Source organism: Devosia sp. (assembly GCF_041917035.1).
Taxonomy (GTDB): Bacteria; Pseudomonadota; Alphaproteobacteria; order Rhizobiales; family Devosiaceae; genus Devosia_A.
Map to the genome: position 1 here is coordinate 1 of NZ_JAYRYM010000056.1, position 18212 is coordinate 18212.

Consider the following 18212-nt stretch of genomic DNA (forward strand, 5'->3'; position numbering starts at 1 on the left):
AGCGAGGCATTGCCCTTGCCGGCAATGCCCAGGTTCATCGGGAACGCATCGAAGGCCTCGATCATCCGCTGGGCGTGCCAGGCACCGGTGCAGGTGGTGGCGAGCGTGCCGTGGGCCGGGCCGGAGCCGCCGCCGACCATGCAGGTGACGCCGCTCATCAGCGCCTCCTCGATCTGCTGCGGCGCGATGAAGTGGATGTGGCTGTCCATGCCGCCGGCGGTGAGGATCTTGCCTTCCCCGGCGATCACCTCGGTCGACGGCCCGATGATGATGTCGACATTGGGCTGGGTGTCGGGGTTGCCCGCCTTGCCGATGGCGTGGATGCGCCCGTCGCGCAGCCCGATATCGGCCTTGTAGATGCCGGAATGATCGACCACCAGCGCATTGGTGATCACGGTGTCGACCGCACCGGCGGCGCGGGTGACCTGGCTCTGGCCCATGCCGTCGCGGATGACCTTGCCGCCGCCGAACTTCACTTCCTCGCCATAGGTGGTGAGGTCGCGCTCCACCTCGATGAACAGCTCGGTGTCGGCGAGGCGCACCCGGTCGCCGGTGGTCGGGCCATACATCTGGGCATAGGTGGCACGGGAGATACGAGCGGGCATGTGCAGTCCTTTCCGGCGACGCGTCCGACCATTTCAGCGCCTATTATTCAGGCTGTCCAGCGTTTTGCCGGAATTGTCGGCAGCGATGCGCCGACATCGGGGGAGACAGCCTCGTCGTGCAGGAGTTGCGGTCGAGCGGATTGGTTCTGAGGGGAGCAGGGCGGGCCGCCGGCGTCAGCGCGCACACACGCCGCACGGTGATTGCTGACCACAAAAATCAAATTTGCGCCGCGACGAAGAGTCGCTATGTATCGCCGCGGGGCATAGGAAACCCTTGCGGTTCCATACAGTTGGGAGATTTCTCATGAAACAGGCGACGCGTCTGGCGTTGGCTGCCTTGGCGCTTTTCGGGCTGGGCAGCGCAGGGGCATCGGCCGCCCCCTCGCTCGAGCGGGGCGACTACCTCGTCAATACGATCATGGGCTGCGGCAACTGCCACACCCCGCAGGGACCGGAGGGCCCGATCCCCGGCATGGAACTCACCGGCCAGCTGGTCGAAAAGTCCGAGGCCTTCACTGCGGTGGCGGCAAACATCACCCCGGCCGGCCGGGTCAAGGACTGGTCGGACGCCGAGCTGGCGCGGGCCATCCGCGAAGGCATCCGTCCGGATGGTTCGGTGATCGGACCGCCAATGCCGTTCGAGGTCTACAGGGGCATTTCCGACGACGACCTCGCCTCGGTGGTGATGTATCTGCGGACGGTACCCGCGGTCGCCAGCGATCCGGGGGCGTCGCAGTACAACATCCCGCTGCCGCCCGCCTATGGTCCCCCGATCGAGAGCGTTGCCGCCGTTCCGGAGGGCGTGACGGCCGAGTACGGGGCCTATCTGGCCGGGCCGCTGGGCCATTGCACCGTCTGCCATTCGCCCATCGGGCCGCAGGGTGCCGATCTGGCAAACAATCTGGGGCTGGGCGGCAATCACTTCCCCGGGCCATGGGGCGAGTCGGTCTCGGCCAACATCACCCCCGTCGGGTTGTCCGGCTACAGCGATGAGCAGATCGCCACGATGATCACCAAGGGGATGCGTCCCGACGGCAGCCACATGCTGCCGCCGATGCCGTATGGCTTCTACGCGAACATCAAGCCCGACGACGTGAGCGCCATCATCCTCTACCTGCGCTCGCTGCCGCCCAAGGGCTGACGCACCGGGGCGTCCCGTCGTTCAGGCGGGGCGCTTCTCCCGCGCCTTGGCGCCGCGATAGACCACGACCATGGTCTGGATCATCTCGTCGAGCAGGCCGTCGCCGGCGCGGACCTGCTCGTCCGTCTGGGTCCGCGCGATCAGCGATACCGCAAGGACCTGCACGGCGTAGGCCGCCTTCTTCTTGTCCTGGCGGTGAAACCCGTTGCCTTCGGTCTCGAAGTCCTTGAGCAGCTTGTTGAAGGCCGGCGGCGTCAGCGCCGCCTTGAACTGCGACCAGGTCTTGAGCTTGTACAGGTCGATCAGGCGGGCGGCGAGGCTGCCGATCAGCCAGGTGGCCTCCGCGTCCTTCGTGGCATTCTCGCGCAGGTCCTGCATGAGCGCGACGAACCGCTCCTTGAAGTCGTCTTCCTTGGTGCTCATCGTTGCCACTCGCGAGATTGAAACCGGCGCATCCCTAGCCGATATCTTCAGCCATGCCAAACTGGCCTTGCGCGTCGTTACCCGGGAGTGACCCATGAGCCGTCATGTCGTTGTCCTCGCCCTGGCACTTGCGTTGTCGCTGCCCACCGCGACGGCCCTCGGTCAGTTCATGGACATCAATGCCATCATCTCCGAGATCGGCACGGTGAAGTACTACCGCATGGCCGAGCGGGCCGCATCCGCTTCCGGCTTGCGGGTGGTGCGGTTGTCGAGCCTTGCCGCCGCGGCGAGCAGTGCCGACCGGCTGCACACCAGCGTCGTGCTGCAGCGCAGGGCGGTGCGGGAACTGCAGGAGAGCCTGGCGCTCAACCCGCTCGCGCGCATCGCCATCCGCAATGCCGGATTCGAGATCGAGGACATCGTCTCGGCCGAGATCGCCGGCGACGGGGGCGGGGTGCTCTACGCGGACGATCTGTAGCCGGGACGACGGGAAGCCCGTTGATCCGTTGCAGGGCAACGGCAGTGGCTGCCCCGATGAGGGGAACGCCTCGAAGCGCGGCGGGCGTCGGCCCGCAGGCCTCAGAGCTTGCCCATCACCTTCTGCTGGAAGCCGTAGACCTCGCGCTTGCCCGAGAGCGGCACGAGCCTGACTTCGCGCGTCTGGCCGGGTTCGAAGCGCACGGCGGTGCCGGCGGCGATATCGAGCCGCATGCCGCGGGCCTTGTCGCGATCGAAGCGGAGCCCCGCATTGGTCTCGTAGAAGTGATAGTGCGAGCCGACCTGGATCGGTCGGTCGCCGGTATTGGCCACTTCCAGCGTCACCTGCGGCGCATCGGCATTGAGCTCGATAAAGCCGGGGAGGGTGACGATTTCGCCGGGGATCATGGTTTCCTCCTTCACGCGGTCCCAACCGGGGCGCTGGCGCAGCCCCCGGGCTTGAAGACTCTCACGACAGACGGTGGGCTTCCGGCCAGCTTGCCGGCCGGACGAATCGGTCGCGGCACCAGCGTGCCACCGCAATTCGGGCAGACGCCCCGCAGCACCCGCTGCGCACAGTCGGCGCAGAAGGTGCACTCGTAGCTGCAGATCATCGCGTCGAGCGCCGCCGGAGGCAGATCGCGGTTGCAGCACTCGCAGTTTGGCCTCAGTTCCAGCACGCCTCACCTGATCGGTTCATGCACGGTCACCAGCTTGGTGCCGTCGGGGAAGGTGGCTTCGACCTGCACGTCGTGGATCATCTCGGCGATGCCGTCCATCACCTGGGCGCGGGTGACGACATGCGCGCCGGCCTCCATCAGGTCGGCGACCGAGCGGCCGTCGCGGGCGCCCTCGACGACGAAGTCGGTGATCAAGGCGATGGCCTCGGGGTGGTTGAGCTTGACGCCGCGTTCGAGCCGCCGCCGCGCCACCATGGCGGCCATGGAAATGAGGAGCTTGTCTTTCTCGCGAGGCGTGAGGTTCATTTGAATGTTCCAGTGTCGAGGCAGTCAATCCGGCACGATTCGTGGCAAGTGGCCATCACGACGTCCACAACCGCGGCAGCGTGCCGGCGCCGGAAAGCCGGGCGATTATTGGCGTGATGATCCGGCGCAGCGCAAGTCCCGACGGAGCGATGGCCCGCACGACGAGGCGCTCGCCGACGAGGCTGGCTCCGGACTGCCCCGTGAGCAGCGGCCGGGCACGCTCCAGCATCCGCTCCGCATCGCTCCCGACATAGAGCAGGGTGGCAAAGGCGCCGGCACCGGCCAGCAGCGACAGGCCGTCGCGTTCGAGGTCCGCGCCGCCGAGGCGGGTGGCCTCGGCATGCAGCAGCCGGCCGTCGCGGCGGATGCGCCAGTTGTCGCGCAACACCGCATGCCGGGCCGCCTCGCCCATCGCCTCGCGGCCGAGCAGGACGGCTTCGATGGCCAGCAGGCTCGCATCGGGCGCGAGATCGACCTCGAGGCGGCGGTCGAGCCGGGCGCCTTCGAAGAGGATCGTCTCCTGCGGCAGCCAGTCGAGCCGGGCGCCGGCGCCGACCCGGATGTCGGTGCGGACCCTCGCGTCATCGCCGAGCGAGCGGTAGACGCGCTCGCAGGCCTGGGTGGTGAGCACCAGCCGGGCACCGGGCGCGGCGTCGACCTGCCAGGAGACCTCGTCGCCCCCGGTGAGGCCGCCGGCCGTGTTGATCAGCACCGCCTGCAGGTCTGCATCGTGCGTGTGCGGCAGCCGGATCTTGGCGCAGCCTTCCTGGTAGAGCGTGGCGAGACGGGTCCGGCCGTCGAGGTACTTGGTGCCGACTCGGCCGATGCCGCGGGCGCGCTGGTGGCGGTGGAGGGCGAGGGCGGTCAAGCCGAGGGTCCCCCCTCCCAGCCTCCCCCACAAGGGGGGAGGTGCCGCTCACGGAATCTGGCCGGATCGTGCCCAATGCACCCCTTCACCTCCCCCCTTGTGGGGGAGGACGGGAGGGGGGTGGCGATAGGCACCGCCGGCGCGGTCGAGTCCACCATCACACCATCAGATGCCGGCGCACGTCGGGCAGGTCGAGATCGGCGGCCGGGCCGGCATGCATGATTTCACCGCGATCCATGATGTAGATGTCGTCGGCGATCTCGCGGCAGAAGTCCAGATACTGTTCGACGAGGAGGATGGTCATGCCCTTCTCGTTCCTGAGGAACTGCAGGGCGCGGCCGATATCCTTGATGATCGAGGGCTGGATGCCCTCGGTGGGCTCGTCCAGCACCAGCACCTTCGGGCGGGTCACCAGGGCCCGACCGATCGCCAGTTGCTGCTGCTGGCCGCCGGACAGGTCGCCGCCGCGCCGGCCGAGCATCGACTTGAGGATGGGGAACAGCTCGAAGGTGTAGGGCGGCACGTTGCGCTCGCCCAGCTTCAGCCCGGCATAGCCGGTCTCGAGGTTCTCCTTGACCGTGAGCAGCGGGAAGATCTCGCGACCCTGCGGCACGTAGCCCAGGCCCATGCGGGCGCGCCTGTAGGGGGGCGCCTTCTTCAGCACCTCGTTGTCGAAGCTGATCTCTCCCGCCGAGACGTTGTTGATGCCGGTGACGGCGCGCAGCGTCGACGATTTGCCCACCCCGTTGCGGCCGAGGACGGCGGTGATGCGGCCGGGCCTGCACTCGATGGTGATGTTGCGCAACGCCTGCGCGGCGCCGTAGTGCAGGTCGATGGCGCGAATGGTGAGGGCGGTCATCGGTGGGGCTCCATCGAAGCGGCGGCGTTCCGGGCACACCCCCTCCCGGCCTCCCCCGTCAAGGGGGAGGGGCCGGCCGGTGGACTTGGCGAGACCGGGCAAGTCAACTCGATGCGCACCCTCCCCCTTGCGGGGAGGGTTGGGGAGGGGGGTGCCACTTGCGCGAAGGCCTTGCTCATCGGCCCAGGTACCTTTCGATCACCACCGGGTTGGCGCTGACCTGGTCGAGCGTGCCCTCGGCGAGGACCGAGCCTTCGGCGAGGCAGGTGACGCGGGTGCCCAGTTCGCGCACGAAGCTCATGTCGTGCTCGACCACGACGACCGAACGGGTGGTGGCGATGTCCTTGAGCAGCTTGGCGGTCTCGACGGTTTCGGCATCGGTCATGCCGGCAACCGGTTCGTCGACGAGCAGCAGCTTGGGGTCCTGCGCCAGCAGCATGCCGATTTCCAGCCATTGCTTCTGGCCGTGGCTCAGGTCGGCGGCGAGTTCGTCCTTGCGCGCCTCGAGGCGGACGGTGGCGAGGATCTCCTCGATCCGGGCATTGTCCTGCGCGGTCGGGGCATAGAGCAGGGCAGCGATGACGCTGCGGGGCTCTTTCAGCGCCAGAACCAGGTTGTCCCACACGGTGTGGCTCTCGAACACGGTGGGCTTCTGGAACTTCCGGCCGATGCCGAGGCTGGCGATCTCGGCCTCGTCGAGGCGGGTCAGGTCGGTGCGGCCATCGAAGAAGACCTCGCCGTCGTCCGGGCGCGTCTTGCCGGTGATGATGTCCATCATCGTGGTCTTGCCGGCGCCGTTCGGCCCGATAATGGCCAGCATCTCGCGCGGGTTGACGATGATCGACAGCGCGTTCAGCGCCTTGAAGCCGTCGAAGGCGACCGAGACGCCATTGAGATAGAGCATGGTGCCGGACTTGTCGGGGATGGTCATTCCGCGGGCTCCGGGGCCGGCTTGGCATCGATGGTCGAGGGCTCTTCGCCGGCTTCGGCGGCAGCGCTCTGGCGGTCGAGCCTGGTTGAGTTGCGTCGGGTGGTTCCCGAGCGGATCTGGCCGACAAGGCCGACGAGCCCCTTGGGCAGGAACAGCGTCACGAAGACGAACAGGCCGCCCAGGGCGAACAGCCAGTACTCGGGCAGGGCGCCGGTGAAGTAGCTCTTGCCGACGTTGACCAGGATGGCGCCGATGATCGGGCCGATGATCGTGCCGCGGCCGCCGACGGCGACCCAGATCACCGCCTCGATCGAGTTCTCCGGGGCGAATTCGCCGGGATTGATGATGCCGACCTGCGGCACGTAGAGGGCGCCGGCGATGCCGGCCATCACGGCGGAAACGGTGAAGGCGAACAGCTTCACGTTTTCCGGGCGCCAGCCGAGGAAGCGGGTGCGGCTCTCGGCGTCGCGCACCGCCACCATCACTTTGCCGAGCTTGGAATTGACGATCATCGAGCAGATCAGCACGAAGAGCGCCAGGAACAGGGCGCTGAGGGCGAACAGGGTGGCGCGGGTCGCCGGCGCCTGGATGGAGAAGCCGAGGATGTCCTTGAAGTCGGTCAGCCCGTTATTGCCGCCGAAGCCGAAATCGTTGCGGAAGAAGGCGAGCAGCAGCGCGAAGGTCATCGCCTGGGTGATGATCGACAGGTAGACGCCGGTGACCCGGCTGCGGAAGGCGAACCAGCCGAACACGAAGGCGAGCACGCCGGGCACCAGCACCACCATGATCATGGCGAACCAGAACAGGTCGAAGCCATGCCAGTACCAGGGCAGGTCCTTGTAGTTCAGAAAGACCATGAAGTCGGGGAGGATCGGGTTGGCATAGACGCCCCGCGCCCCGATCTGGCGCATCAGGTACATGCCCATGGCGTAGCCGCCCAGCGCGAAGAAGGCGCCGTGGCCGAGCGACAGGATGCCCACATAACCCCAGACGAGGTCGAGGGCGAGCGCCAGCATGGCGTAGCAGAGGTACTTGCCGAACAGCGTCACCGCATAGCCGGGGACGTGGCCGAACTGGCCGGGCGGGACGAGCAGGTTCAGTGCCGGAATGGCGATGGCGATGGCGACGAGGATGCCGACCAGCCAGATCGCTTTCCTGTCGAGGGCGCGGAACAGCATCTGGGTGATCATGCGGCAATGCTCCGGTCGTCGATACTTCCCCTCACCCGGCGCTGCGCGCCACCCCCTCCCTCAAGGGGAGAGGGAAGGGCGGGGCGCGTGGCGCGATGGTGCCCAAGTGTTCCTTCTCTCCATGAGCGAAGCGAGGCGGATGAGGGGACGAGTGCGGCGGTCATCATCATTGCTCCACAGCCCGGCCCTTGAGGGCGAACAGTCCCCTTGGTCGCCGCTGGATGAACAGGATGATGAGGATTAGGATGAGGATCTTGGCGACCACCGCGCCGGCATAGGGCTCGAGGAACTTGTTGGCGACCCCGATGGAGAGCGCGCCGACCAGCGTGCCCCAGAGATTGCCCACCCCGCCGAACACCACCACCATGAAGCTGTCGATGATGTAGTTCTGGCCCAGGTTCGGGGAGACGTTGTCGATCTGGCTCAGCGCCACGCCGGCGAGACCGGCGATCCCCGAGCCGAGGCCGAAGGTCATGGCGTCCACGAACGGGGTGCGGATGCCCATGGCCGAGGCCATCCGGCGGTTCGAGGTCACGGCGCGCATCTGCAGCCCGAGCGGGGTGCGGTTCAGCACCGCGAGCAGGGCGAGGAACACGGCGATGGCGAACAGCACGATCCAGAACCGGTTCCAGGTGATCGACAGTCCACCCAGGTCGAAGCTGCCGGACATCCAGCTCGGATTGGCCACTTCCTTGTTGGTCGGCCCGTACAGCGTCCGCACCCCCTGCTGGATGATGAGGCTCAGGCCCCAGGTGGCGAGCAGCGTCTCGAGGGCACGGCCATAGAGCCAGCGGATGATGCCGCGCTCGATGGCGATGCCGATCAGCGCGGTGACGAGAAAGGCGAGCGGCAGCGCGATGGCGAGCGACCAGTCGAGCATGGCGGGAAAGCTGCGCCGGATGATCTCCTGCACGGTGAAGGTGGTGTAGGCGCCCAGCATCACCATTTCGCCATGCGCCATGTTGATGACGCCCATGACGCCGAAGGTGATGGCGAGGCCGATGGCGGCGAGCAGCAGCACCGAGCCGAGGGAGATGCCGTACCAGACGTTCTGCGCCACGCCCCAGGCCGCCTGGGTCTGGTTGAGCGCATCGATCGCCGACTGGATCTGCGGCTTGAGCTCGTCGGGGGAGGCGGCGAGCACAGAGGTCAGCAGCGTGACGGAGTCGCGGCCGCCGCGCGCCTTGAGGGTGGCGATGGCCGCGGCCTTTTCCGCGGCATCGCCGTCCGACTTGAGCACGATGGCCGCGCGCGCCGTCTCCATGGTCGCCTTGACCTCGGCATCGGCTTCTGCGGCCAGGGCGGTGTCGAGCAGCTCGAGATTGTCCGGGTCGGCGTCACGCAGGACGGACTGGGCGGCGCTGAGGCGCGTCGCGCGATCCTCGCTCATCAGCGTCATCTGCCCGATCAGGGTGCGCAGCGCCCGGCGCAGGCCGTTGTTGACCTTAACCTTGTCGGCCTTGCCGAGTTCGGCAGGCGGGTTGCCCGTGGCCGGGTCGACGGCCTTGTCGCCGGCCCCGAGCAGCACCTTTCCGCTGTCCTTGACGACGTAGAGTTCGCCGTCGAGCAGGGTCTGCAGGACACGCACCGCACGCGGATCGCCGGTGGCCGCCAGCGCGGCGGCGGCGGCCTCGCGATCCTTGAAATTGCCGGGTGCCAGCGCGTCGACGAGGGGGGCGAAGATGGCGTCATCCACCTGCGCGAGGGCGGGACCGGTGAACAGCAGGGTGAGGACGGTGAGCATCGCCACGAGCCAGCGGCTGACCACCCCCCTCCCAACCTCCCCCACAAGGGGGGAGGTGTGGGCCGGTGCAAGCGGCACGATCATGCCATTCGCACTGTTCGGCACCTCCCCCCTTGTGGGGGAGGTTGGGAGGGGGGGAGCCACAGACTCGATCCGAACGTCGTTCACCGCTGTGCCCCTGCTAGAAAATGAGAAGAGGCGAGGGCGCTGACGCCCTCGCCGGTCTGGCGGGCTTACGAAGCGCCGCAGGTCTTGGTCTCGGTGTTGTAGTTGCCGCACTTGAGGTCGACCCAGTCGGCTTCCAGCACTTTGGATTCGGGCAGGAAGTCGGTCCAGGCGTCGCCGGGAACCTCGGCTTCGGTCTCCCACACCACGTCGAACTGGCCGTCGGCCTGGATTTCGCCGATGAGCACCGGCTTGGTGATGTGATGGTTGGCCAGCATCTTGGCCACGCCGCCGGTGAGGTTCGGCGTCTCCAGCCCGACAATCGCATCCAGCACCGGATCGGTGTCGGTGGTGCCGGCCTTCTCGACGGCCTGGACCCACAGGTTGAAGCCGATCACGTGCGCTTCCATCGGGTCGTTGGTGACGCGCTCGGGGTTGCCGATGAAGGTGCGCCAGGAGTCGATGAAGGCGGCGTTCTCGGGCGTATCGACCGACTGGAAGTAGTTCCAGGCGGCGAGGTGACCGACCAGCGGGCCGGTGTCGAAGCCGGCGAGTTCTTCCTCACCGACCGAGAAGGCGACGACCGGGATGTCCTCGGCCTTGATGCCCTGGTTGGCGAGTTCCTTGTAGAACGGCACGTTGGCGTCGCCGTTGATGGTCGAGACCACGGCGGTCTTCTTGCCGGCCGAGCCGAAGGCCTTGATGTCGGAGACGATCGTCTGCCAGTCGGAATGCCCGAACGGGGTGTAGTTGATCATGATGTCTTCGGCGGCGACACCCTTGTCCTTGAGGTACTGCTCGAGGATCTTGTTGGTCGTCTGCGGATAGACGTAGTCGGTGCCGGCCAGCACCCAGCGCTCGACGCCTTCTTCGTTCATCAGGTAGTCGACGGCGGGGATCGCCTGCTGGTTCGGGGCGGCGCCGGTGTAGAACACGTTGCGCTCGGATTCCTCGCCCTCGTACTGGACGGGGTAGAAGAGGATGGAGTTCAGTTCCTTGAACACCGGCAGCACCGACTTGCGGCTGACCGAGGTCCAGCAGCCGAACACCGCGGCCACCTTGTTGACCTCGATGAGTTCACGCGCCTTTTCGGCGAACAGCGGCCAGTCGGAGGCCGGGTCGACCACCACGGCTTCGAGTTTCTTGCCGAGCAGGCCGCCCTTCTTGTTCTGCTCGTCGATGAGGAAGAGCATGGTGTCCTTGAGGGTGGTCTCCGAGATCGCCATCGTGCCCGACAGCGAGTGCAGGATGCCGACCTTGATGGTCTCTTCCTGTGCATAGGCAGTCACCGGGGCGAGTGCCCCGACAGTCATCGCAACTCCCAGGCCGAGACCGGCCAGCATGCGGCGAACGTCTGTCATAATACCTCCGACAGTTTGGTTGTTTGCACCGCCCGAAGAACTGCAATCGCCGTGCCACGCCATGGAACGGGTGCCAACTGCTTGATTCTGTTGAGTCTGGCCGGTCCGGTCGGTGCGACTGATGTATGCAGGAGACGATTCCGGCGCAGCGAGTGCCGGTTCTCTGGGCACGTGCGTCAACCGGTGCTTAAGAATTGAGCAGGGCAACGGTCCCGGTGCATGACCTGCCGGATAATCGGTGAAAGTCCGTGCCGGTCCTGCTAGGTTTCCCGTCACCGGAAGTTCGCTTCCGGCAGAGGTTGTTTGCACCGACACCTCGGACCCCGCTTCCGCGAGGAGGCGGGGTCTTTTCTCGGCCGTCGGAAAATCCGGCGTGCCGCAGGGAACCTTCCGATCTCTCCGGCGTTCACCCGACGAGCCGCGGCCGCCGCGCGGCCGGATGTCGGCAACGGGGCGAGGGCTGACGCTCCCTCGCCGTGGGGCCGATGGGGCGCGGAGCTTCGGCTCCGCGTCTCGTTCGACCGACGTGCCGCTCGCCGCATTTCTGCCGGTTCTCCCCCCGATGGTTGCCCCGATGGAGAGAGCGATGCGCGTTGTGCTGGTTGTCGTGCTGCTGGGATTGGCGGGTCCGGCCAGGGCCGACTTCGACGGATTGCTGGCCGCGGCACGCCTCAACGACCGGGCCATGCTGCTCGATCTGCTCGAAGCCGGGGACGATCCCAATCCACCGAGTTACCATGACGGCTACGCGCCGCTGCAATTCGCCGCCGAGTCCGGCGATGCGGTGGCGGTGGCGGCCCTGCTGCGCGCCGGAGCCCGAACCGAGTACCGCGATCACAATGGCGACCGGGCCTTGCTCTGGGCCACGCGCCGCGGCAATGCCGAGGTCATCCGCCTGCTTCTCGAGGCCGGTTCGCCCCCGGACAGCGCCGACGATCCCTATGGTCGCACGCCGCTGATGCAGGCCGCCTTCGCCGGCGGCGCGGAAGCAGTGGGACTCCTGCTGGCCGCCGGTGCCGATCCGCATGCCGTCGACCACACCGGCATGACCGCGCTGCACTACGCTGCGTGGGGCGGATCAGCGGAAGCGGCCGAGCGGCTCGTGGCGGCGGGCGCCGACGCGGGGGCCCTCACATCCATTCTCTTCGAGACCCCGCTGCACTTTGCCGTTCGCTTCGGCGAGACGGACCTCGTCGCGCTGCTGCTGGCCGCCCGGGTCGAACCGGACGCCCGCGACAGCGACGGCAATATGCCGCTGCTGCTGGCCGCGATGTCGCGGCAGCAGGCCAATGTCGGCGTTCTGCTGGCCGGGGGGGCCGAACCCGATGCGGCGGACGATCAGGGGGTCACGGCGCTGATGGTGGCGGCGCGCGACGGCGAGGTCGGAATCGTGCGGCTGCTCCTCGAGGGCGGAGCGGATCGCATGCGTCGCGACGAGGCCGGTCGCACGCCCCTCGACTACGCACGCGAGCCGGTCGGCGAAGCCGCGCCGCCTCTCGAGCAAGCTTTGGACTCTTCCCGCGCGGCCGCCCTCGTGGTCGAGGCCTCTGCCGATGAACTGGCGCGGCTCGCGGCTGCCAGGGCCGAGATCGTCACGCTGCTCGGGGGAGGGTGATCACTCGGCGGGGCTCGGCGCCGCCTCCGCCTGCCGCGCCAGGGCCAGTTCCCGTTCGAGCCGGGCTTCCTCCTCGGCCTTCGGCCGCGAGAATCGCGCCAGCAGCAGGTAGGCCACCGGGGTGAGATAGAGCGTCGCGATCGCGGCGAAGCTGAGCCCGCCCACCATGATCCAGCCCAGGGCGGCGCGGGCCTCCGATCCGGCGCCGCCGGCGACGATCAGCGGCACGCCGCCGAGCACCGTGGCAATCATCGTCATCACCACCGGCCGCAGCCGGATGTTCGAGGAGTCCTCCACCGCCGCCCGTACCGACAGTCCGCGATCGCGCAGCTGGTTGGCGAACTCGACGATCAGAATGCCGTTCTTCGCCATGATTCCGACGACCAGGATCAGGCCGATCTGGCTGTAGACGTTCAGCGTCACGCCGGTGACCAGCATGGCAAACACCGCGCAGGCGAGCCCGAACGGCACGGTGGTCATGACGATGATGGCGCTCCACACGCTTTCGAACTGGGCGGCGAGCACCAGCAGGATCACCACGAGGGCGAAGCCGAAGGTGATGGCGAGGCCGTTATTGCTGTCGCCCAGCGTCTTGGCCTCGGCCATCGGGATGATGCCGGCGCCGTCCGGCAGCAGCGGCCCGGCGATCCGGACCGCTTCGGCATAGGCGTCGCCGAGGGCGAAGCCATCGCTGAGCGCGGCCGTCACGGTCACCGCGCGGCGCTGTTCCTCGCGGCCGAGCGAGGGGGCGATCGGGGCCTCGGCAAGCGAGGCGATGGTCGACATCGGGACGTAGCGGCCGTCGCCCGTCTTGAGGAAGATCGACTCGAGGTCGCCGGGGTCGTTGACCGGGCTCGAGGTGGACTGCATCCGCACCGAGAAGCTCTGGTCGTTGATGAACACCGTGCCGATGTCGGCGCCGTCGATCATGGCCTGCATCGTGGCCGCGAGGCCGTTGATGTCGACGCCCAGCTGGGCGGCGCGCTCGCGGTCGATGGTCAGCGTCATCTGCGGCTGCGTGGTCTCGTAGTTGACGCTGACGCGGCCCCATTTCTCGTCGGCCTCCAGCGCCGATTTCACCTGCTGGGCGGATGCGGCGAGGGTCTGGTAGTTGTCGCCGACGAGCGCGAACTGCAGGCCCGAGCCACCACCCCGCACGCCGAGGCTGTTGCCCTGCCGGATCGAGGCACGGACGCCCGGAACCTGGGTGAGCAGGCCATTGATCTCGGCAGTGATCTGCTGCTGGCTGCGGGTCCGCTCCTCCCACGGGGCCAGGGTGAGGATGATGAAGCCCGAGCTGGTGTTCGAGCCGAAGCCGGAAATCGAGAAGATGCTCGTCGCCTCGCCGCTCGCCTTGTAGGGGGCGACGAGCTCCTCGATCTTCTGCATCTGGGTGCGGGTGAAGTCGAGGCTGACGGTATTGGGCGCGCTGACGTTGATGGCGATCGAAGAGCGGTCCTCGGGTGGCGTCAGTTCCTGCTTCAGGGTGCCGAAGACCGCCCAGGCCGCGCCGGCGAAGAGCAGGGCGATGACGATCACCACCAGCGGATTGTCGAGGGCGAGGCGCAGCGTGATGCGATAGAAGCCGGCGAGCGCGCCACCGACGCGCTCGATGAGGTTGGGCGGGCGCTCGACATGCGGCTTCAGCAGGCGCGAGGCGAGCATCGGCGCCAGCGACAGCGCCACCACCGCCGAAAGCCCGACCGAAATGGCGAGGGTGAACCCGAACTCGCGAAACAGCCTTCCGGTCTGGCCGGGCAGGAAGGAAATGGGGATGAACACGGCGGCGAGCGTCACCGTGGTGGCGACGACGGCGAAGAACACCTCCTGGGTGCCGAGCACCGCCGCGGCGCGCGGGCCCAGCCCCATGGCGCGGCGCCGGGTGATGTTCTCGAGCACCACGATCGCATCATCGACGACGAGCCCCGTGGCGATCACAAGGGCCAACAATGTCAGGATGTTGAGAGAGAATCCGAAGGCATAGATTCCGGCGACGGTGCCGATCAGGGCGACCGGCATGGTGACGGCCGGGATGATCGTCGCGCGCCAGTCGAGCAGGAAGACGAAGATGATGGCGATGACGCCGAGCACCGCGATGACCAGCGAGCGCTCGACTTCGTGGATGGCGCCGGAAATGAACACCGACTCATCGGAGTTGATCCGGATGTCGACGCCGGGGGGAAGGGTGTCGTTCAGGCTGGCGACGGCGCGATGGATGCCCTCCGAGATCTGGACGGTGTTGGACTGGGCCTGCCGGACGATGCCGAGCCCGATCCCCGACTTGCCATCGGCGCGCAGACCGGAATTCGCCGCGCCGGGGCTGAACACCACGCTCGCCACGTCGCCGAGGCGGATGCGGTCGCGGATGATCAGGTTCTCGAACTGCTCGGGCGTGTTCACTTCCGCGACCGCGCGGATGGCGATGTTCTGGTTGGCGCCGTTCAGCGAGCCGGCCGGGCTGTCGAAGGCCATGGTCGACAGCGCATTGCGGACGTCGCCGACCGTCAGCCCGAGGCTGGCGAGCTTGACCTGGTCCACATCGATCTCGAAGACACGCTGCTGGGTGCCGTTGACCTGGACCTCCGCCACGCCCTGCACGGCAGCGAGGCGCTCGGCGATCAGGTCCTCCACCAGCTCGGTCAGCTGGCCGCGGGGCAGGGTGTCGGAGGTCACCGACAGCTGGATGACCGCCTGGGCATTGGAGTCGGCCTTGATGATGGTCGGGGCGTCGGCGCCGTCGGGCAGCCGGTTGGTGATGCGGCCGAGCGCATCGCGGATGTCCGAGGTGGCGTTGTCGAGGTTGGTGCCGTCGGCAAAGGTCAGCGAGACGCGGCTGCGGCCGTACGAGGAATCCGAGGAGATCGAGGCGACCCCCTGGACGCGGGCGACTGCCCCTTCGATGGCCGCGGTGATCTCGCGGTCGACGGTCTCGGCCGAGGCGCCGGAGAAGCTGGTGGAGATCGACAGGGTGGGGCGCTCGACGCTGGGCAGCTCGCGCACCTCGACGCCGAAGAAGGCCGCGAGGCCGGCGACGATGATCAGCGCCGACACCACGATGGCGAGGACGGGACGGCGGACGAACAGGCCGGCAATGGCGCCGCCACGCTCGTTCTGGGACGTGATGCTCATCCGTGCCGTCCTTTCCTGCCGTTATGACGGGTTGGCCGATTGCCTGCTGCCGCCGCCCTGACCGCCGCCTTGACCGCCGCCCCGCTCGCCGTTCTGGCCGCCGCCTGGCCCGCCGGCCGGTGTGTCCAGCAGGCGCACGCTGGCGCCGGCGGTCAGCTGCTGCACTCCCTGGGTCACGACCTGGTCGCCGGCGGCAAGGTCGGCCTTGACCAGCACGCCGTCGGAGTTGCGCTGGATGATCTCGACCGGCACCCGTTCCACCTTCTCGTCGGCGTAGCGCCAGAGGTAGGCGCCGGATGAGGACCACTGGATGGCGAGCGGGTCGACGGTGGGGAAGCTGTCGCCCGGAAAGCTCATGCTCACCGAAAAGCTCATGCCCGGCCGCAGGCGGCCGCTCTCGTTGCCGATCCGGGCTTCTACCCTGAGGGTGCGGCTCGCCGGGTCGATGCGGTTGTCGACGGCGCTCACCTCGCCGGCGAGGGCCACCCCCGGAAGCGCCACGGCCCCGGCGGTGATCGGCATCCCCGGGGAGATGGCACCGGCATAGCGCTCGGGCACCCAGAAGCTGATGACCAGTTCGGACGTATCCTCGATCGTCGTCACCACGGTCTGTGCGGTGACCGTGTTGCCCGGGCCGACCTGGAACAGCCCGACGGTGCCGCCGAACGGGGTCACGATGGTGCGTCGCTTGAGGTCGAGATCGGCGCCCTGCAGCTCGAGCCGGGCATTGTTGAAGGCCAGTTCGGCGGCCTTCACCTGCACGGCGGTGGCGTTGTTGGCGCCGGCCAGCTCGCGGACCCGCTCGAGCGCGGTCCGGGCATCGTCGAACGCCAGTTGCGCGCGCTCGAAGGCGATCTGTTCGACTGCCGAATCGAGGTGGCCGAGCGTCGCGCCTGCGGCAACGGTATCGCCCGGTCTGACCAGCAGTTCGGCCAGCGTGCCGTTCGCCGGAGAGACGACGGTGACCGAGTGGGCCGCCGCACCCTCGCCGATTGCCGTCAGCCGGTCGTTGATCGTGCCCATCACCACCGGCGCGGTGACGACGACCATCGGCCGACCGCCACCACGGGCACCGCCCTGGCGCTGCCCTGCGCCCTGACCACCGCCCTGGCCGCCGCCTTGGGGGGATGGCTCGGCCGCCGGCAAAGGCAGCTGGATGCCGAAGCGAGACAGGGTCTCGGTGCTGCCGGGGACGAGAAAGACGTAGAGCGCGGCCGCAACCACGAGCACAAGCAGCGAGATCAGGCTCTGTCTCAGCACGCGACGACCTTCTGGAATGCGTCCGGCCGGGAGCTCCGGACAATTGGCGCGGAGGCTAGCATCGGCGGCGACCGACGCACATTAATTTGCCGTAACAATCGCTTGTGGGGTGTCACCGCAGCCGGGCGGCGAGCCAGCCGTGCCCGGCCGAGTCGGCGAGGTCGGCGGCGTCCTGCCCCTTGCCGTTGCGCGCCAGGCGATCGGCGCCGAACAGCAGCAGCAGGCCGGCCGAATTCGCATCGCCGTTGTGGGCGGCGGCGTGCAGCGGGGTGAAACCGTCGGCTTGCGTCAGGTTCGGATCGGCACCGGCGCGAAGCAGGCGGTCCAGCATCGCCGCATTGCGGCGCGCGACGGCGGCGTGGATCGCCGCCACCTGCTGGGCGCTCTCGGCACGGCGATCGATGTCGCCGGTCAGGGGCAAGAGGAGCGCGAACGCCGCCTCGTTGGCAAAGAACGCCGCCAGGGCGAGCGGCGGGAAGCCGTCCGCCGACAGCGTCTGCGGATTCCACCCCGCCGCCAGGGCCGCATCGAGACCGTCCGTCTCGCCGACGATGATGGCCTCGTACGGATCGAGGCGATCGAGCAGGGGGCGGATGATGGCGACGGCCTGCCGGTTGCCGACATAGGCCGCCCAGGCCAGCAGGCTGGCCCCGGCGGAATTGCGCGCGCTCGCCCGTGAGGGCTCCACCGCGAGTGCGCCCTCGAGGCCGGCATTGTCGTGGCGGGCGACGAGCTCGAACGGGTCGCTGATGGAACAGGCATCGCACATCGAGGGCTCCTCGGCGGCACCCCGCCGCTCGTCCGGCAGATGAACGACGGCTGAAGGGCCGGCTCAGCGCCGGTACATCAACCTGGTCGCATTGTGTCCCCAAGATGCCAGGGCAGCGGCATTCATGGACAACCAGAAGGAACCCCAAAATGAACCTCGCTAGCAAGACCCTCCTCTCCGCCGCCCTCGTCCTTTCCTCTTTCGCGGCAGCCCCTGCCGTCTTCGCCGAACCCCTGCGCTACGGCCCCGACACCTGCGCCGAAGGCTTTGTCTGGCGCGATGCGGCGGCGGGCGATCATGTCTGCGTCAAGCCGGCCGGCCGCCAGCGCGCCGCCGAGGAGAACGCGCTCGCTGCCTCCCGCGTCGATCCGACCGGTGCCTATGGCCCGCTCTCCTGCGTCGCCGGCTTCGTCTGGCGTGAAGCGTTCTCCGGCGACATGGTCTGTGTGACCCCCGATCGCCGCGACGCGGTGGCCAACGAGAATCGCCTCGGCCCCTCCCGCATGGCGCTCGCCTACGGCCCGGACACCTGCCGCGACGGCTTCGTCTGGCGCGATGCGGCGCCCGGCGATCATGTCTGCGTCACGCCGACGTCGCGCAATCGCGCCGCCAGCGAGAACGCCGCCGCCCTCACCCGTGTCGATCCGGCCGGCGCCTACGGGCCGTTCACCTGCGTCGTCGGCTATGTC

At 68.1% G+C, this 18212-nt stretch carries 18 protein-coding genes; 4 read left to right on the forward strand and 14 right to left on the reverse strand.

What is annotated here, in order from left to right; translation table 11 throughout:
* The coding region (locus tag ACE3TU_RS08280; RefSeq protein ID WP_374622627.1) for an amidohydrolase family protein at nucleotides 1-605 on the reverse strand (605 nt) is incomplete at its 3' end.
* Between the two features lie 304 nt (nucleotides 606-909).
* On the opposite strand from ACE3TU_RS08280, the gene ACE3TU_RS08285 reads away from it, so the two are divergent.
* On the forward strand, nucleotides 910-1746 hold the full coding sequence (locus ACE3TU_RS08285; RefSeq protein ID WP_374622629.1) for a cytochrome C: 837 nt from the start codon (nucleotides 910-912) through the stop codon (nucleotides 1744-1746).
* A gap of 21 nt (nucleotides 1747-1767) precedes the next feature.
* Here the strand turns inward: ACE3TU_RS08285 and ACE3TU_RS08290 are convergent, their stop codons facing one another.
* Nucleotides 1768-2169 (reverse strand): hypothetical protein, encoded by a 402-nt coding sequence (locus ACE3TU_RS08290; protein ID WP_374622632.1) that lies wholly within the window; start codon nucleotides 2167-2169, stop codon nucleotides 1768-1770.
* A 94-nt stretch (nucleotides 2170-2263) separates the two neighbouring features.
* Between ACE3TU_RS08290 and ACE3TU_RS08295 the strand changes: the two genes are divergently transcribed.
* The gene (locus ACE3TU_RS08295) at nucleotides 2264-2647 is read left to right on the forward strand and encodes a hypothetical protein (RefSeq protein ID WP_374622635.1); all 384 of its coding nucleotides are present in this window, start codon (nucleotides 2264-2266) and stop codon (nucleotides 2645-2647) included.
* A 101-nt stretch (nucleotides 2648-2748) separates the two neighbouring features.
* On the opposite strand, the gene ACE3TU_RS08300 is transcribed toward ACE3TU_RS08295, so the two are convergent.
* From ACE3TU_RS08300 to urtA, 9 genes are all read right to left on the reverse strand, one after another.
* On the reverse strand, nucleotides 2749-3054 hold the full coding sequence (locus ACE3TU_RS08300; protein ID WP_374622638.1) for an urease subunit beta: 306 nt from the start codon (nucleotides 3052-3054) through the stop codon (nucleotides 2749-2751).
* A gap of 11 nt (nucleotides 3055-3065) precedes the next feature.
* Complete coding sequence (locus ACE3TU_RS08305) at nucleotides 3066-3326, reverse strand: DUF1272 domain-containing protein (protein ID WP_374622641.1); 261 nt, start codon at nucleotides 3324-3326, stop codon at nucleotides 3066-3068.
* Nucleotides 3327-3329: 3 nt separating this feature from the next.
* Nucleotides 3330-3632 carry an urease subunit gamma gene (locus ACE3TU_RS08310; protein ID WP_374622643.1) on the reverse strand — a complete coding sequence of 101 codons (303 nt, stop codon included), beginning with the start codon at nucleotides 3630-3632 and terminating at the stop codon, nucleotides 3330-3332.
* Nucleotides 3633-3687: 55 nt separating this feature from the next.
* Nucleotides 3688-4500, reverse strand: a complete 813-nt coding sequence (locus ACE3TU_RS08315) for an urease accessory protein UreD (RefSeq protein WP_374622646.1) — start codon at nucleotides 4498-4500, stop codon at nucleotides 3688-3690.
* Nucleotides 4501-4657: 157 nt separating this feature from the next.
* The gene (urtE, locus tag ACE3TU_RS08320; RefSeq protein ID WP_374622649.1) at nucleotides 4658-5359 is read right to left on the reverse strand and encodes an urea ABC transporter ATP-binding subunit UrtE; all 702 of its coding nucleotides are present in this window, start codon (nucleotides 5357-5359) and stop codon (nucleotides 4658-4660) included.
* Nucleotides 5360-5534: 175 nt separating this feature from the next.
* The gene (gene urtD, locus ACE3TU_RS08325) at nucleotides 5535-6290 is read right to left on the reverse strand and encodes an urea ABC transporter ATP-binding protein UrtD (protein WP_374622652.1); all 756 of its coding nucleotides are present in this window, start codon (nucleotides 6288-6290) and stop codon (nucleotides 5535-5537) included.
* Entirely contained in the window at nucleotides 6287-7480 is a 1194-nt protein-coding gene (urtC, locus tag ACE3TU_RS08330) for an urea ABC transporter permease subunit UrtC (protein ID WP_374622655.1), read from the reverse strand. Before urtC ends, urtD begins: the two co-directional genes overlap by 4 nt.
* Before the next feature lie 166 nt (nucleotides 7481-7646).
* Nucleotides 7647-9224: an urea ABC transporter permease subunit UrtB gene (gene urtB, locus ACE3TU_RS08335; RefSeq protein WP_374622673.1), complete on the reverse strand. Its 1578-nt coding sequence runs from the start codon at nucleotides 9222-9224 to the stop codon at nucleotides 7647-7649.
* 233 nt (nucleotides 9225-9457) lie between these two features.
* A complete protein-coding gene (gene urtA, locus ACE3TU_RS08340) occupies nucleotides 9458-10702 on the reverse strand; it encodes an urea ABC transporter substrate-binding protein (protein ID WP_374622675.1) in 1245 nt (414 codons plus the stop codon).
* Nucleotides 10703-11336: 634 nt separating this feature from the next.
* Here urtA and ACE3TU_RS08345 point away from each other — a divergent pair.
* A complete protein-coding gene (locus tag ACE3TU_RS08345) occupies nucleotides 11337-12365 on the forward strand; it encodes an ankyrin repeat domain-containing protein (RefSeq protein WP_374622658.1) in 1029 nt (342 codons plus the stop codon).
* Here the strand turns inward: ACE3TU_RS08345 and ACE3TU_RS08350 are convergent, their stop codons facing one another.
* The 3 genes from ACE3TU_RS08350 to ACE3TU_RS08360 form a co-directional block, all read right to left on the reverse strand.
* The gene (locus tag ACE3TU_RS08350; RefSeq protein ID WP_374622661.1) at nucleotides 12366-15494 is read right to left on the reverse strand and encodes an efflux RND transporter permease subunit; all 3129 of its coding nucleotides are present in this window, start codon (nucleotides 15492-15494) and stop codon (nucleotides 12366-12368) included.
* A gap of 21 nt (nucleotides 15495-15515) precedes the next feature.
* Nucleotides 15516-16754, reverse strand: a complete 1239-nt coding sequence (locus ACE3TU_RS08355; RefSeq protein WP_374622664.1) for an efflux RND transporter periplasmic adaptor subunit — start codon at nucleotides 16752-16754, stop codon at nucleotides 15516-15518.
* A 112-nt stretch (nucleotides 16755-16866) separates the two neighbouring features.
* Nucleotides 16867-17523, reverse strand: coding sequence for an ankyrin repeat domain-containing protein (locus tag ACE3TU_RS08360; protein ID WP_374622667.1), 657 nt, complete (start codon nucleotides 17521-17523; stop codon nucleotides 16867-16869).
* Between the two features lie 149 nt (nucleotides 17524-17672).
* Between ACE3TU_RS08360 and ACE3TU_RS08365 the strand changes: the two genes are divergently transcribed.
* The coding region (locus tag ACE3TU_RS08365) for a hypothetical protein (RefSeq protein WP_374622670.1) at nucleotides 17673-18212 on the forward strand (540 nt) is incomplete at its 3' end.

Coding starts and splice junctions, on each gene's coding strand:
- urtE (WP_374622649.1), bottom strand. CDS start 5,359: ATGACCGCCCTCACCATTCGCGCCATCGACCTGCACTACGGCGCCGCG.
- ACE3TU_RS08345 (WP_374622658.1), top strand. CDS start 11,337: ATGCGCGTTGTGCTGGTTGTCGTGCTGCTGGGATTGGCGGGTCCGGCC.
- urtD (WP_374622652.1), bottom strand. CDS start 6,290: ATGACCATCCCCGACAAGTCCGGCACCATGCTCTATCTCAATGGCGTC.
- ACE3TU_RS08295 (WP_374622635.1), top strand. CDS start 2,264: ATGAGCCGTCATGTCGTTGTCCTCGCCCTGGCACTTGCGTTGTCGCTG.
- ACE3TU_RS08360 (WP_374622667.1), bottom strand. CDS start 17,523: ATGTGCGATGCCTGTTCCATCAGCGACCCGTTCGAGCTCGTCGCCCGC.
- ACE3TU_RS08300 (WP_374622638.1), bottom strand. CDS start 3,054: ATGATCCCCGGCGAAATCGTCACCCTCCCCGGCTTTATCGAGCTCAAT.
- ACE3TU_RS08290 (WP_374622632.1), bottom strand. CDS start 2,169: ATGAGCACCAAGGAAGACGACTTCAAGGAGCGGTTCGTCGCGCTCATG.
- ACE3TU_RS08310 (WP_374622643.1), bottom strand. CDS start 3,632: ATGAACCTCACGCCTCGCGAGAAAGACAAGCTCCTCATTTCCATGGCC.
- urtA (WP_374622675.1), bottom strand. CDS start 10,702: ATGACTGTCGGGGCACTCGCCCCGGTGACTGCCTATGCACAGGAAGAG.
- ACE3TU_RS08285 (WP_374622629.1), top strand. CDS start 910: ATGAAACAGGCGACGCGTCTGGCGTTGGCTGCCTTGGCGCTTTTCGGG.
- urtC (WP_374622655.1), bottom strand. CDS start 7,480: ATGATCACCCAGATGCTGTTCCGCGCCCTCGACAGGAAAGCGATCTGG.
- ACE3TU_RS08350 (WP_374622661.1), bottom strand. CDS start 15,494: ATGAGCATCACGTCCCAGAACGAGCGTGGCGGCGCCATTGCCGGCCTG.
- urtB (WP_374622673.1), bottom strand. CDS start 9,224: ATGCTCACCGTCCTCACCCTGCTGTTCACCGGTCCCGCCCTCGCGCAG.